At 70.8% G+C, this 13,430-nt stretch carries 13 protein-coding genes; 5 read left to right on the top strand and 8 right to left on the bottom strand.

Features of this window, described 5'->3' with window-relative positions; translation table 11 throughout:
• A partial coding sequence (locus ACGFR7_RS03935) for a transposase (protein ID WP_393312598.1) occupies window positions 1–385 on the top strand: 385 nt, incomplete at its 5' end.
• 323 nt (window positions 386–708) lie between these two features.
• Window positions 709–1,719 carry an aldo/keto reductase gene (locus ACGFR7_RS03930; protein ID WP_393312596.1) on the top strand — a complete coding sequence of 337 codons (1,011 nt, stop codon included), beginning with the start codon at window positions 709–711 and terminating at the stop codon, window positions 1,717–1,719.
• A 44-nt stretch (window positions 1,720–1,763) separates the two neighbouring features.
• Here ACGFR7_RS03930 and ACGFR7_RS03925 read toward each other — a convergent pair whose 3' ends face one another.
• From ACGFR7_RS03925 to ACGFR7_RS03905, 5 genes are all read right to left on the bottom strand, one after another.
• The gene (locus ACGFR7_RS03925; protein ID WP_393312594.1) at window positions 1,764–2,087 is read right to left on the bottom strand and encodes a hypothetical protein; all 324 of its coding nucleotides are present in this window, start codon (window positions 2,085–2,087) and stop codon (window positions 1,764–1,766) included.
• Between the two features lie 198 nt (window positions 2,088–2,285).
• Entirely contained in the window at window positions 2,286–2,759 is a 474-nt protein-coding gene (locus ACGFR7_RS03920) for an OsmC family protein (protein WP_393312592.1), read from the bottom strand.
• A gap of 255 nt (window positions 2,760–3,014) precedes the next feature.
• On the bottom strand, window positions 3,015–3,290 hold the full coding sequence (locus ACGFR7_RS03915) for a hypothetical protein (protein ID WP_393312590.1): 276 nt from the start codon (window positions 3,288–3,290) through the stop codon (window positions 3,015–3,017).
• Between the two features lie 339 nt (window positions 3,291–3,629).
• On the bottom strand, window positions 3,630–4,316 hold the full coding sequence (locus ACGFR7_RS03910) for an AAA family ATPase (RefSeq protein ID WP_393312588.1): 687 nt from the start codon (window positions 4,314–4,316) through the stop codon (window positions 3,630–3,632).
• Between the two features lie 346 nt (window positions 4,317–4,662).
• Window positions 4,663–5,946 carry an AI-2E family transporter gene (locus tag ACGFR7_RS03905; protein ID WP_393312586.1) on the bottom strand — a complete coding sequence of 428 codons (1,284 nt, stop codon included), beginning with the start codon at window positions 5,944–5,946 and terminating at the stop codon, window positions 4,663–4,665.
• Window positions 5,947–6,376: 430 nt separating this feature from the next.
• On the opposite strand from ACGFR7_RS03905, the gene ACGFR7_RS03900 reads away from it, so the two are divergent.
• Complete coding sequence (locus ACGFR7_RS03900) at window positions 6,377–6,736, top strand: YciI family protein (RefSeq protein ID WP_393312584.1); 360 nt, start codon at window positions 6,377–6,379, stop codon at window positions 6,734–6,736.
• Entirely contained in the window at window positions 6,733–7,983 is a 1,251-nt protein-coding gene (locus tag ACGFR7_RS03895) for an RNA polymerase sigma factor (protein WP_393312582.1), read from the top strand. The genes ACGFR7_RS03900 and ACGFR7_RS03895 overlap by 4 nt, the downstream gene beginning before the upstream one ends.
• A 165-nt stretch (window positions 7,984–8,148) precedes the next feature.
• Here ACGFR7_RS03895 and ACGFR7_RS03890 read toward each other — a convergent pair whose 3' ends face one another.
• The 3 genes from ACGFR7_RS03890 to ACGFR7_RS03880 all read right to left on the bottom strand — a co-directional run bounded on the left by ACGFR7_RS03890 (window position 8,149) and on the right by ACGFR7_RS03880 (window position 11,789).
• The gene (locus ACGFR7_RS03890; RefSeq protein WP_393312580.1) at window positions 8,149–8,847 is read right to left on the bottom strand and encodes a hypothetical protein; all 699 of its coding nucleotides are present in this window, start codon (window positions 8,845–8,847) and stop codon (window positions 8,149–8,151) included.
• A gap of 247 nt (window positions 8,848–9,094) precedes the next feature.
• Complete coding sequence (locus ACGFR7_RS03885; protein WP_393312578.1) at window positions 9,095–10,957, bottom strand: SpoIIE family protein phosphatase; 1,863 nt, start codon at window positions 10,955–10,957, stop codon at window positions 9,095–9,097.
• A gap of 130 nt (window positions 10,958–11,087) precedes the next feature.
• The gene (locus tag ACGFR7_RS03880) at window positions 11,088–11,789 is read right to left on the bottom strand and encodes a class I SAM-dependent DNA methyltransferase (RefSeq protein ID WP_393312576.1); all 702 of its coding nucleotides are present in this window, start codon (window positions 11,787–11,789) and stop codon (window positions 11,088–11,090) included.
• Between the two features lie 325 nt (window positions 11,790–12,114).
• On the opposite strand from ACGFR7_RS03880, the gene ACGFR7_RS03875 reads away from it, so the two are divergent.
• Complete coding sequence (locus tag ACGFR7_RS03875; protein WP_393312574.1) at window positions 12,115–13,320, top strand: cytochrome P450; 1,206 nt, start codon at window positions 12,115–12,117, stop codon at window positions 13,318–13,320.
• Window positions 13,321–13,430 lie beyond the last annotated feature (110 nt).

The following is a 13,430-nucleotide window of genomic DNA, read 5'->3' as shown; positions in this document are numbered from 1 at the left end:
CCTTCTCGTTGGCATCTCGGCCGGCAACACCCACGACAGCGAAGGGTTGAAGCCCATGGTGGCGGGTCACCAAACGAGACACGACCCCCACCGCGGCCGCTACTTCAAGCCCCAGCGCCTCCACGCCGACAAAGCCTACGACCGACCGGACCTGCGGAAATGGTTACGCGGCAAGCGCATTGGAGTCCGGATCGCCCGCAAAGGCATCGACTCCAGTGAACGATTGGGCCGTCGAAGGTGGGTGATCGAGCGCACGATGTCCTGGCTGTCCGGCTACCGCAGACTCAGCCCACGCTATGAACGCCATCCCCGCAACTACCTGGCCTTTCTCGGCCTGGCCGCCGCCCTGTGCTGCTACAAGCGTTTCGTCCGTCTCACCACGTAGGACACGGTCTTAGAGATCCCGCGGGGTAGGGGCGCCGTCGCGAGCGCCGCGATACCGCCGCCCGGGCCAGTGGAGTCTCTTGGTGATCGAGCGATGATCGGTCGTGGCGACGGACCCGCGAGGGCGGTTCGCCGTCGGGGGCGCTGAGTAGTGCCCCACGCGCTCGGCCGAGAATTGATAGTTTGTCACTCGCTACGACTGGGTTCTCTGCTACGTCTGGCCGAAACGGTCGAAACCCGACAGGGCACACATGCCGCACGCCTCCGAATTCCGGACCGAGACGTATTGCGTTAGAGCGTACTCCAACTCCTAGGTTCGGAAGCATGCGATACATCAAACTCGGAACGACCGGACTGGAAGTCTCCGCCATCACCCTCGGCTGCATGAGCTTCGGCGAGCCGGACCGGGGCGGCGAGCCCTGGTCGCTGGGCGCGGACGCCAGCCGGGACATCATCAAGCAGGCCCTCGAGGGCGGGGTCAACTTCCTCGACACGGCCAATGGGTACAGCGCCGGAAGCAGCGAGGAGATCGTCGGCCAGGCGGTCAAGGACTTCACCCGGCGCGAGGAGGTCGTCCTCTCCACCAAGGTCTGGATGCGGATGCGCCCCGGCCCGAACGGCGCCGGGCTGTCCCGCAAGGCGATCTTCGCCGAGCTCGACGCCTCCCTGAAGCGACTGGGGACCGACTACATCGACCTGTACCAGATCCACCGCTGGGACTACGACACCCCGATCGAGGAAACCCTCGAGGCGCTGCACGACGCGGTCAAGTCCGGGAAGGTCCGCTACATCGGAGCCTCTTCCATGCACGCCTGGCAGTTCGCCAAGGCCCTGTACCTGGCTGACCTGAACGGCTGGACCCGGTTCGTGTCGATGCAGGACCACTACAACCTCATCCACCGAGAAGCAGAGCGGGAGATGCTCCCGCTCTGCGCCGACCAGGGCATCGGCGTGATCCCTTGGAGCCCGCTGGCGCGGGGCAGACTGACGCGGGCCCCGGACACCGCCACGGCACGTGCCGAGACCGACGAGGGCGGCAAGATCCTCTACCGCGACGAGGACCAGGCAGTGGCCGAGCGCGTCCACGAGATCGCGGGCAAGCGGGGTCTGTCCCCGGCCCAGGTCGCCCTGGCCTGGGTCATGCGCAACCCGGCGGTGACCTCCCCCATCGTCGGGGTCACCAAGCCGGCCCAGCTGGCCGACGCGGTCGCCGCGGTGGACGTCGAACTCGACGAAGACGAGGCCGCCTACTTGGAGGAGCCCTACCAGCCGCACGAGGCCGCCTACCTGGAGGAGTCCTTCTACAAGGGGCACCCTGTGGCGGGCTCCCGGTAGTCCGGGCTGCCGCCGGGCCTTCGACGAGTCCTTGGCCTCGGCCTTCACAACCCTGTGGTCGGCCCGGCGGTGCTTGCGGGCGGCCGCGCGCTGCCCGCCACCGCGGCCAGCAGCAGGGCCACGCCCAGCGGAACGTGCCCGTGGGCGCCGAAGTAGCTGACGTCCTTGCCAGGTAGCGGAGCATGATGCCCGGCACTCCACTCCAGGAAGGTGACGCGCCGCGGGTCGGGTACCCGGGACCATGCGCCGCGCCGCTTCAGTGTGCTGGTGAGCGTCGCAGCAACCTTGCCGGTTCGCTGCGCGCAACCGGTGGCCGCGCGGCCCACGCCCTGTTCGTGACGGAGCAGGACGTGACACACCCGTGTCACGGGCCGTCAGGACCTCGTACACCGCGAGGACCAGACTGCCCGCAGGGCCCAACGCCCTTCCCATGCCAGCCTCTTCGAGGGAGGCGCGACGGCCTGCGCGCCCCGTGACACACTGCCCCTCGCACGGCACCGGCTCGGCAGATTCCGTAGGCGCACCACTGTGGCATCGGCTCTTACGCTGGGCAGGCCATCAGCTTCTCACTGGACACGGGTGAGCGGCTCATGCCGGATGGGAAAGTTCACCGAGCGGGCGATGAAGCACACCGAATGTACTTCGCCATGCAGTGCGCGTGCCTTGTCCACCATCGACACCTCGGCAACGGTCACCTCGGGGCGAAGCACGATTTCGGTCATCTGGCCTCCCCCGCCGCTCGCGTCCATGGTCATGACGCCGTGAGCGCGGTCTTCGTAGTCGACAACAGTTACTCCGCCAACAGCACAAAGGTGGAGGTACCAGAGCATGTGGCACTGAGCAACGGAGGCCACCAGCAGTTCCTCCGGATTCCAGCGGGCCGGGTCACCGCGGAAGGCCGGGTCGGAGGAGGCAGCGATAGGCGTCTTCCCCATCGCCAGAACTTCATGGGCACGACTGAAGGAACGGTAAGTATCCGTACCCGAGCCGAGGTTGCCGGTCCATTCAATCGCTACGTCGTAGCTGTGCGTCTTCGCCATGCGACCAGGGTAAGGAGAGTCCGGCCTGCTCGACTGACGGCATGGTGCCTACGAGTTCAGCAGCAGGAAGCCGGTCCGCCCTCCCGGCGACGGAAACCGGTCCGCCCCCCGGCTGCCGAAGCCGGTCCGCCCCCAGCGGCCGAAGCCGGTCCGCCCCCGGCGGCGGTCGGCCGGCTGACGCGCTGCGGCCCCCGCCACTCGACGGGGCCGCCAAGTACTGGTTCTTTCAACGAAGCCGTGACGGGCGATCGGGGGTCACTTGCCCGACGTCTCCGCCAGCCGGAAGGGTCCCGCGGCGCCGGGGCCGAACATCACCGGCAGGTTGCGCCCCAGCGGCACCACCACGACCGGCTCGTCGCGGTACTCCCTGAGAAAGTTCTCCAGGGGCTCCCAGATGAGGCTCCGGTAGGCCGTCTCGCTTCGTTGGGGTTCGAAGGACAGGGTCAGCGCAGAGTCCATTACGGTGACGCTCACGGCGTCCACTTGCAGCCACTCTCCACCGATCCAGGCTTCGAGCCTCACGTATGACATGACGCAAGGGTGCCTTGCACCTCGTGTCACCCGCAAACCAGCCCCCGCGTGAGACCACCGCCGGGACTGTCCGGACGACGGTCGCGACGGCGCCCTGCACGAGTCTGATCTGCGGCAGCCGACGACGCGAGCCCGGCGGGCTCCGGCCGGGCAGGACGACGCGGGCCCGGCGGGCTCCGGCCGGGCAGGGCTGCGGCCAAGCAGGACTCGCCGCGCAGGACTCGCCGGGCAGGGCACCCCACGCCACCCCGGCCTCGCCGCCCAAGACTCCCCCGGGCACGACTGCCCCGGGCAGGACTCGCGTCCCCGGACTCTCCGGGCCGGACTGAAGAGCGGGCGCTACGGCCGTGCCCCGTCCTCCGTGCGTGGCGACCGGGCCGGTGCGGGGACGAACTCCACCGCCGCCACCCGCTCTCGTGAGCCGCGGTCCAGCAGGACGACCGATATCGCCTCCGGCACCGGGTCGGCAGCCGGGCTCGCCGGCGGTACGGACTGCTTGGGGAGCCTGACGGTGTGTGGGGACGAAGCGTCATCGGCTTCATCGGGAGCAGTTCGTGGGGCAGGCAACTGTGCCGCGCCGAGCCGGGACAAAGCCCCGAGCAACCGGTCGAGGCCTCTGTGATGCCGGACGAAGGCACGGCGCGGGGCCCACCGGCCTCGGGCCTGCTGACCCGACAGCGCCTCGGCCACCCCTACGTCCAGCAGCACCAGGTGCAGTTCGCGGCCCTGCCGTCCGGCGCTTCTGGCCAGCCACCGGCGCATCCACGGCCGGCCACCGCAATCGTGGACGAGCAACGCCTCGCCGGTGCGTACCGCCGTACGCAGCCACCGGAAGTACTTCCACCGCGCCCAAGGGCGGTACACCGCGTACGGCAACCGGGCCGGCATCACCGCCTCACAGGCGAGATGCACGGTGCGCGGGTCCACCACCGACGCGGCCTCGGACCAGCGCCGCAGCAAGGTGCTCTTGCCGCTCCCCGGCAGTCCGGAAACCACCACCACCGCCCCGGGGGGATACGACAACACGGCCGGCACGTCTCCCGGGCCCCGCAGATCCACCAGTCCGCGCGGCCGCAGCACCAACCCCCCGTGCGGATCAACGGACTTCTCCGGCGCTCCCGGCCAGACCGAATTTCCCACTACGCGTCCTTTGACCTCACTGGTTTCCCCGCCTTCCGCGACGTGCGATCTTCACACACGGCTCAAGGACTGCAAAGCCGGGACGGTTCGTACCGATTGCTGCGGGCCGCAACGACAGCGGTCCGGTTTGTTGCGGCCGCCACCGCAGCGGTCCGGCTTGTTGCGGACCGCGGCCCTGGCGGCGCGGCCGAGCGAGTCCATCAGCACGCCTGTTGTCGTCGGGCGGGACCGCTCAACGTCCCGGAGACCCCGGAGACCCCGGAGACCCCGGAGACCCCGGAGAGCCCGCAGAGGCCTGAGAGCCCGCAGAGGTGGACGGCGGGCGCGGGTGTGCGCGCAGAACGCCAAACACGGACCAGGCCACGGAGACCAGCGGTACGGCGACGACCGCTCCGGGCACACCCGCCGTGACACTGCCGCAGATGACCGAGAGCGCCACCACCACCGGATGCAGGCGGACGGCCCGGCTCATCACGAGGGGATGCAGCACATGGCCTTCGATCTGCCCGATGACCACGATCAGCAGCACCACGACCACGGCCACCAGCGGCCCCTTCGCGGCCAGCGCCACGACGGCGGCCACGGCCAGTGCGATGGGCGAACCCACCAGCGGGATGAAGGCGGCGAAGAACTCCAGCACGGCCAGCGGAACGGCGAGCGGAACCCCCAGGACGAAGAGCATCACCCCCACCAGCACCGCATTGATCGAGGCCACCACCACGATGCCGCGGGTGTACCCGGTGAAGGTTACCCACGCGGCACGCCCCCCGAGGCGCACGGGATGCCGCCCGCGCCCCGGCAGCTGGCCGCCGAACCAGCCCCACATCCGGTCACCCGAATGCAGAAAGAACACCGCGCAGAAGAGGGCCAGCACCCCCACCGTCAGGACTTCCACCAGCTGGCCCACCCCGCTGAGCGCGGTGCTGATCAGACTCGCGCGATGACTCGACACGAACCGTGACACCCGCGCCTGCACATCCGAGAGCGTCCCCGCACGCAGGCGGAACGGCGGGCCTTCGAGCCACCGCTCGATCCTCGCCACACCGCCGACGAACTCCCGGCGCAGCCCCTCCCACTCACCCGCGACATTCGCCCCGATCAGGCTCAGGATGCCGAAGAGCAGCACGATGCCGAGCAGCAGGCCGCCCGCGACCGCCACGGACCGCGGCATCCAGCGGTTCAGCAGACTGACCAACGGCTCCAGAAGGGCCGTCAGCACCAAGGCCAGGAACACTGCCAGCGTCACCAGCTGGAACCGCCCCAGCGCCGCAAAGATCGCGTAGACGGCGGCACCCACGATGATCAGGCGCCACCCGTAGGCCGCCGCCACCCGCAGCGAAGGCGAGACCTCGGCCTCCGCGCCGGGACGGCGATCCGGCGTGCCCCCGACCGACCAGCGGATGCCTATGACGCGCGCCCCGCGGGCCAGGCGCCGCGCGCTGTTCCTGCGCCGCTGCGCCGTGACCCCGTGGGCAGCGGGGTCACGCCCGCGCTCCCTGCCGGATCGGTTCCGCACTTGGCCGCCACCACCTCCCTCCCCTCCCGTGCCCAGGGCCGGAAGAGGGACGTCTGCCGCACGAGGGACGGGCACCCGCCCTCCGCGCATACCCCAACGTGGTATCACCGCGAGCGGGCCTTCGAACGTGAGCGGGGCTGCATTCCCCCAAAGGCACGCGGCAGGGAAGGCGGTTCAGGGGCGGCGGGCTCACACCGGGAGAAGCCGAGGGCTCACGCTGGAGAAGAGGGCACTTCCGCAGAGGGCACCTGAGCAGACCTGAAGAGGCTGAGGGCACCGACACCAAGGGCGCCTGCGCTCCCCGCCGCCGGAGCGGGCGCAAAAAAATCTGCCGCCCGGTCGTGCTCCGGTGTCGATCCGCGACGAGGCCGTTCGTATAGAGGGTGAGACGCCGGCACAGGGCCGGAAGACTCGGCCAAGGAGGCACACCATGACGCACTACCTGCTCAGCATCTACCAGCCCGACGGTGACGGGACCCCGCCGCCGCCGGAGTTCCTGGAGCCGATCATCAGGGACGTCGAGGCCCTGAAGGCCGAGCTCAGAGCGGCCGGCGCCTGGGTGTTCTCCGGGGGCCTGCACGCGGCGAGCACGGCCACCGTGGTGCGGCAGAAGGACGACGAGATGCTCACGACCGACGGGCCGTACATCGAGGGCAAGGAGCACATCGGTGGCTTTACCGTCATCCAGGCACCCGATCTCGATGCCGCACTCGAATGGGGTCGCAAGCTCGCCCGCGCCACCACCCTCCCCATCGAGGTCAGGCCGCTGCAGGACGGGTCCTGCGGGTGACATCCGGCAGGCCGGGGGCGACCGCGGCGGACATCTCCGGCGTGTTCCGCGAGGAGTACGGCCGTGCGGTCGCCGTCCTGGTCCGCGTCTTCGGTGACCTCGACGTCGCCGAGGAAGCGGTCCAGGACGCCTTCACCACGGCGGCCGAGCGCTGGCCGTCCGCCGGGCTTCCCCCGAGCCCGGCGGGATGGATCATCACCACCGCCCGCAACCGGGCGATCGACCGCCTCCGCCGGGAAGCGTCCCGCGAGGACCGGCAGGCCCAAGCCGCTCTGCTGCACGCCGGGGACGCACCGGCCGAGGAGGGACCCGTGCGCGACGACCGGCTACGCCTGATCTTCACCTGCTGCCACCCGGCGCTCGCCCCCGCCGCCCGGGTCGCCCTGACCCTCCGGCTCCTCGGCGGGCTGACCACCGCCGAGATCGCCCGCGCCTTCCTGGTCGCCGAGCCGGCCATGGCGCAGCGGATCGTCCGGGCCAAAGGCAAGATCCGCGACGCCCGGATCCCCTACCGGATCCCTGCCGACGCCGACCTCCCCGACCGCCTCCGGGCCGTACTGGCCGTTCTCTACCTCATCTTCAACGAGGGCTACACGGCCAGCTCGGGTGAGGCGCTGGTCCGCGACGACCTGTGCAGGGAGGCGATCCGCCTCGGCAGGCTGCTCACCGAGCTCATGCCCGACGAGCCCGAGGCGACGGGGCTGCTCGCCCTCATGCTGCTGACGGCGTCGCGCCGCGCCGCCCGTACCGGTCCGGACGGCGCCCTCGTCCTGCTGGCCGACCAGGACCGCCGTCGCTGGGATCACGGTCTGATCGCCGAGGGCCACTCCCTCGTCCGGCGGTGCCTGCGACGCAACCAGCCGGGCCCCTACCAGATCCAGGCGGCGATCCAGGCCGTGCACAGCGACGCACCGACCGCGGCGGCCACCGACTGGCGGCAGATCCTTCAGCTGTACGACCAGTTGCTCGCCCTCGACCCGAGCCCCGTCGTGGCCCTCCACAGGGCGGTCGCGGTGGCCGAGGTCGACGGGCCCGAGCAGGCACTCGCCCTCGTCGGCAGCCTGCGGCTCGACCACTATTACCTGTTCCACGCCTTCCGCGCCGACCTGCTCCGTCGCCTCGGCCGCGATACCGAGGCGGCCCTGGCGTACGAGAAGGCGATCGCCCGCACCGAGAATGCGGCGGAGCGCGACTTCCTGCGGCGCAGTCGTCAAGCCCTCCCCGGCGAGGGCCGAAGCCGGCAGTGAAGGAAGCGGTCCGGTTGCCACGGCGAGCCCGCGACGCCCCGGCAGCGCACCGGGTCGTCGCACGGTGACGGGCCTGCGGCGGGGCCCGTGAAGTGCGCAGGCAGAGGGGCAGAGGGTCGGAGAGGCAGCGGAGCCAGGGGGCGATGGGCCGGTACGGCGTGGCCGCTATGCCGAGGCGGCGGCCAGGGACGGAAGTGAGGTGGGCGGCGCGGGGGCGGTGGCGTCCAGGATCTGGCAGGCGTCCGCATCGTGGTGCCCGAGGACGGCGCTGAGGGCATCGTCCGCCTGGCCGTGCGGCTGGGTGTCCGGCAGAACAGTGATCGACAGATGGCGCAGCAGCTCGGTATGGCCGGCCAGGACCTGATGGGTGCGGGTATCGGTGTGGTCGGTGAGCAGCAAGCGGGCGGCGGTGTTGGCGGCGCGCAGGCGGGGCTGGTGGAGGCGACGGTGGGAACGGGGAAGGGCGCGCCAAGCGGTGTTGGCCACGGTCACCAGGCGCCAGATCTCGTTGTCGGCGGGTTCGGTGTCGTAGAACCGCAGGCCGTAGCGGCTCACCAGCCAGTACGAGGACGCCAGGACGAGCGCAGTGGCGGTGTCGCAGGCCAGCCAGAGCTGCAGCAGCGGGGGCCGTCCGCAGGCCGCCCGTACCACCAGGGCCGCACCGCCCCCGCCGGCTCCGAACAGCAACACCCCGGCGAGCAGAAGGAGGAGAGCAGCCGGAAGGGCACCGATCCCGTTGTCGCTGTCAAGGCGCGCCATGCCCTTCCAATGGGGCGCCAGATAGCGGGCGTAACGGGCCGGCTTGGGGGCGGGCTCGATCAGCGCGATGCGTCCGGCCCAGCTGACACTCTTCGGTCTGTTCATCGTTTTGGTACCCGAGAGGGGGCTGCTACAGGGAATCATGTGAGCGACAACGAGCCGTGAGGGAAAACGCGACAGGCGGGGCGGAGGTTTAGGCCGCAGATTCCTCCCACCGGCCGGGCGCGCGACGCAGCGGCCGGAGTGCGCCGGTGGAACACCTGGCCGATCATCCGACACATCGTCACCACGGAGCGTCCGCGTGAACATACGGGGCCTACGGGACCTACGGGTCCTACGGGTCCTTCGGGGCCTACGGGCGGTACTCCTCGGGGATCGGCTGCTCGAACCAGACGACCTTGCCTGTGCTCAGCCGGGTCGCTCCCCAGTGCTGCGCGAGCCGGTCGACCAGGAAGAGGCCCCGGCCGCCCTCGTCACCCGCCTGGGCACGGCGCATCCGGGGCACCTGCGGTGAATCGTCGCCCACTTCGCAGCGGAGCACATCGGTACGGAGCAGCCGCAGGGCGATGGGCCGGGAGGCGTAGCGCACCGCGTTCGTCACCACCTCGCTGACCAGGAGTTCGGTCGTATCGAGCAGTGGGTCCAGGCCCCAGCGGTGCAGTGCTCTGCGGGTCAGCTGCCGGGCCCGGCCGGCCGTTTGCGGCTCGGGGTTGAGGAACCAGTACGCGACATTGCGCGGCGGAAAACCGTCGAACCGGGCGGCGAGCAGCGCAACATCGTCGTCCCGGGCGCCTTGGTCCAGGATGGTCAGTACCGCGTCGCAGAGCATTTCCAGCGGCGGCGAGGCGACCGCGGCCGCGGTGGCTTGCAGGCGGGCGCACAGCACCTCCACTCCTGTCCAGACGTCCCTGCCCCGGGACTCGACAAGGCCGTCGGTGTACAGGAGCAGGGTCGCTCCGGTGGGCGCGGGCATCTCCACGGATTCGAAGGGGACGCCGCCCACGCCGATCGGCGCGCCGGGCGGGATCCGCAGCACTTCGGCCGACCCGTCCGGGTGCAGCAGTACCGGGGGCAGATGGCCGGCGTCGGCCACCAGCAGCCGCTGCGATATGGGGTCGTAGACGGCGTAGAGGCAGGTCGCCATGTGTTCGCTGCCGAGGCGCTGGGCCTGCTCGTCGAGGTGGTGCAGGACCTCTTCCGGCGGCAGGTCGAGCCCGGCGAGGGTCTGCACGGTGGTGCGCAGCTGCCCCATGATCGCGGCGGAGGTCATCGAGTGGCCCATGACGTCGCCGACGACCAGCGCGACGCGGTTGCCGGGCAGCGGGATCGCGTCGTACCAGTCGCCGCCCACCTGAGAGGTCTCGGCGGCCGGCAGGTACCGGCTCGCCAGCCGGACACCGGTGGTCTCGGGGAGCGACGAGGGCAGCATCGTGAGCTGGAGCGCATCGGCGAGCGAGGCCTCGTGCCCGTGGAGCATCGCTTTGTCGACGCCGAAGGCGGTGTGGGTGGCGAGCTGGGAGGCGACGAGGAGGTCGTCGCCCGTGAAGGCGGGCCGCTCGGCGCCGCGTAGCAGGGCGACGGATCCGATGAGGCGCCGGCGGCCGTACAGCGGGGCGATGATCAGCCGTCGGCCGGGGGGCGGTGTCGTAGGCCCGCTCGCCACCGGCTCCAGCAACTCGGTCAGCGCGGGGGTGATCTCCGGAGCATCGCCGAACACCGGACGCCCGGCCACCAGGAGCTCGGCGAACCGGCCGGTGACGGTGAGCTGGACGAAGTCGCCGGAGCTCGCAGACGCGGTGGTGACCAGATCCTCCGGTCCCTGAGCGATGCTGTGCAGCCGCAGGAGGAGAGGACCGGCCGGCTGCCGCTCGCCGGTCGGGAGTGGGTCACGCAGGTGGACGAGAATCGCGTCGGCGAAGGTGGGGATCGCCGCCCGGCACAGTTCCCGGAGGGTTTCGTCCTGGTCGAGGCCCCGGGTGATCCGCCGCGTGGCGGCCTCGAGGTAGCGAAGCCGGTCGGTCGCCGTCCCGGGGGCGCGCTCCGTCGCGTCCCGGACACCCTTCACGGGGCGCTCGGGGGCGGCCGGATCCCGGTGGGTGGGGCCGCGGCCGGGAGAGGCCGGGTCCTTTGGGGGCACGCTCTCGGGGCGGCCGCTCGTGGGAGGCGGCGGCCCGGCCGGCGGAGCGGCGCCCGCGTCCACGGGTGTGGCGTTCACTGCCAGGTCCTGGGGCACACCACGACCCTCGGTCCCGGCGGGGAGCGGGCCGGGTCCTTGGTCGGGGGTGCGGGGCTCCATTACTCGTCTCGTCCGTCCGGTGGGTGTCAGGGACCGCGGGGCGGTGGCCTCAGCCGCGTCGCGTGCAGTTGAGGAACAGTTGTTCCTCGGGCGGCACGTCCGAGATCGCGGGGGCGTAGGTGTACGAGGACTCGTCGACGATCTCGAAGTCCGCCTCCTCGATGACCGCGCGCAGGTCGTCCCGCAGGTAGCCGGACACCCGGATGCTGTTGCCGAGGAACGGGATCGTGAAGTAGTCCACATCGGCCTCCACCATGGAGAGGGTGAACAGGCCATCGGGAACCAGCAGGCCGTGGATCGTGCGCAGCGCACGGGGAATCTCGGCGCGCGGCAGCATCAGCAGGGAGAAGAAGGCCGCGACGGCATCGAAACGCCCCAGGTCGTGGGGGCCGTCGGGCGCCAGGTCGGCAATGTCGAGGCGGTGGAACGTTGCACGGGGCACATACTCCCTGGCGAGGTCCACCATTCCACGGGACAGGTCGACGCCGACCACCTCGAAGCCCGCCTCCACCAGCTGCCGGGCGGTCGGGAGGCCGGTTCCACAGCCCAGGTCCAGCACACGGGACCCGGCGGGCAGCGTCCTGATCAGCCACTCGGCGGCGGCGAGCTGCCCCTTCTTGTACGGGAAGGCCTCGTCATAGCGGTCGCCGATCGCGTCGAACGCCTCGGCCTGCCCCTCGCGGTCGGGCCGGGTGCCCTCTGGGGCGGCCTCATCGCTCTCGTAACCGGTCTCCAGAAATCCTTCGCTCACGAATGACGCCTCTTCACGTGCGTTTATTCGATTACCTCCATCATGCACCCCGTCCGTCCGCCGCCGCCCCCTGCGCGGCAGGCCGCCGGGGCACACATGGAGCACGCACGGAGCACGGGCGGAGCGCGCACGGAGCGCGGGCTGTGGCCAGGGCCGGCCGTGCATCCGGCAGCCCCACCGACGCGATGCGCCCGGCTGCCGGCCGTGCCGCCGCTGGCCGCGACCGCCTGGCCGGCGAGGACCGACGGTTTGCGGAGCTGCCGTCACGGATAGTTCCCCGGTACCCGGACGCACCGCGGCTCAGGGCACGGGGACAGGAGGCCAGATGGCAACGGAACCGGTGGAGACCCTTGATCTGGCGGCGTTAGGGGAGGATTTCGTCCGCCATCCGTACGAGGTGTACGCACGGATGCGCGAGCGGGGGCCCGTGCATCGCGTTCGGCTCCCGGAGGGCACGGTCGTCTGGCTGGTCGTCGGCTACGAAGAGGTGCGCGCGGCCCTCAGCGACCCCCGTCTGTCGAAGGAGTGGCGGCACGCCTCGTCCGCGCAGTCCCTGCAGCCGGTGTCCATCGGCGTGTCGATGCTCCGTTCCAATGCGCCGCAGCACACCCGCATCCGCGGACTGGTCGCCCGTGCCTTCACCGCGCGCCGGGTGGCGTCCCTCGCGCCACGGGTCCAGGAGATGACCGACGAGCTCCTGGCGGCGATGCTCGCCCGGCCCGAAGGACGCGGCGACCTCGTCGAGGCGCTGTCCTTCCCGCTCCCGGTCACTGTCATCTGCGAGCTCCTGGGAGTGCCCTTCCTGGAACGGGAGGCCTTTCGCACGTGGACCGACATCCTGATGGTCGGTGCCCGGACGCCGCAAACCAGGGAAGCCCTGGGGGCCATGGCCGGCTACCTCGACGACCTGGTGGAGGCGAAGCGCGCCCGGCCCGGCGACGATCTGCTGACCGATCTGATCGCGGTGAGTGACGAGGACGGCGACCGGCTCAGCCGGGAAGAACTCCTCGGCATGGCCCAGTTGTTGCTGATCGCCGGCTATGAGACCACCGCCAATCTGATCTCCAACGGGGTCCTGGCCCTGCTGACCCACCCGGATCAGTTGGCCTTGCTGCGTGCCGATCCGTCCCTCATCGACGGTGCGGTCGAGGAGATGCTGCGCTATGACGGTCCGCTGGAGACCTCCACCTTCCGCTTCACCGTCGAGCCGACCGAGATCGCGGGCACGATGATCCCCGGCGGCGGCGAGGTGGTGCTCCCCGTGATCTCCGACTCGGGGCGCGACCCCCTGCGGTTCGACGATCCCGGCCGCTTCGACATCACCCGCGACGCCAGGGGCCATGTGGCCTTCGGCCATGGCATCCATTTCTGCCTCGGCGCCCCGCTCGCCCGGCTGGAGGCACGGATCGCGGTGCGTACGCTCCTGGAGCGCTGCCCGGCACTGGAACTGGACGCCCACCCGGCCGACCTCTCCTGGCGGTTGGGCGCGTTGCTCCGTGGTCCGCGGAGTCTTCCCGTCCGCTGGTCGTGAAGGGCCTTCCCGGCAGGCACCCCTGCCGGACATGACGGGGGCTCGCTTCGGTCAACTCCACCACGGACGAACGCCGGTGGCCGCACTCGAACAGTTCGGGTACGGCCACC

The organism is Streptomyces sp. NPDC048516, from assembly GCF_043199875.1.
In the GTDB taxonomy this organism is placed as follows: Bacteria; Actinomycetota; Actinomycetes; order Streptomycetales; family Streptomycetaceae; genus Streptomyces.
The sequence above is the reverse complement of the archived record's forward strand: the minus strand, read 5'-3'. Positions and strand labels throughout refer to the sequence as shown.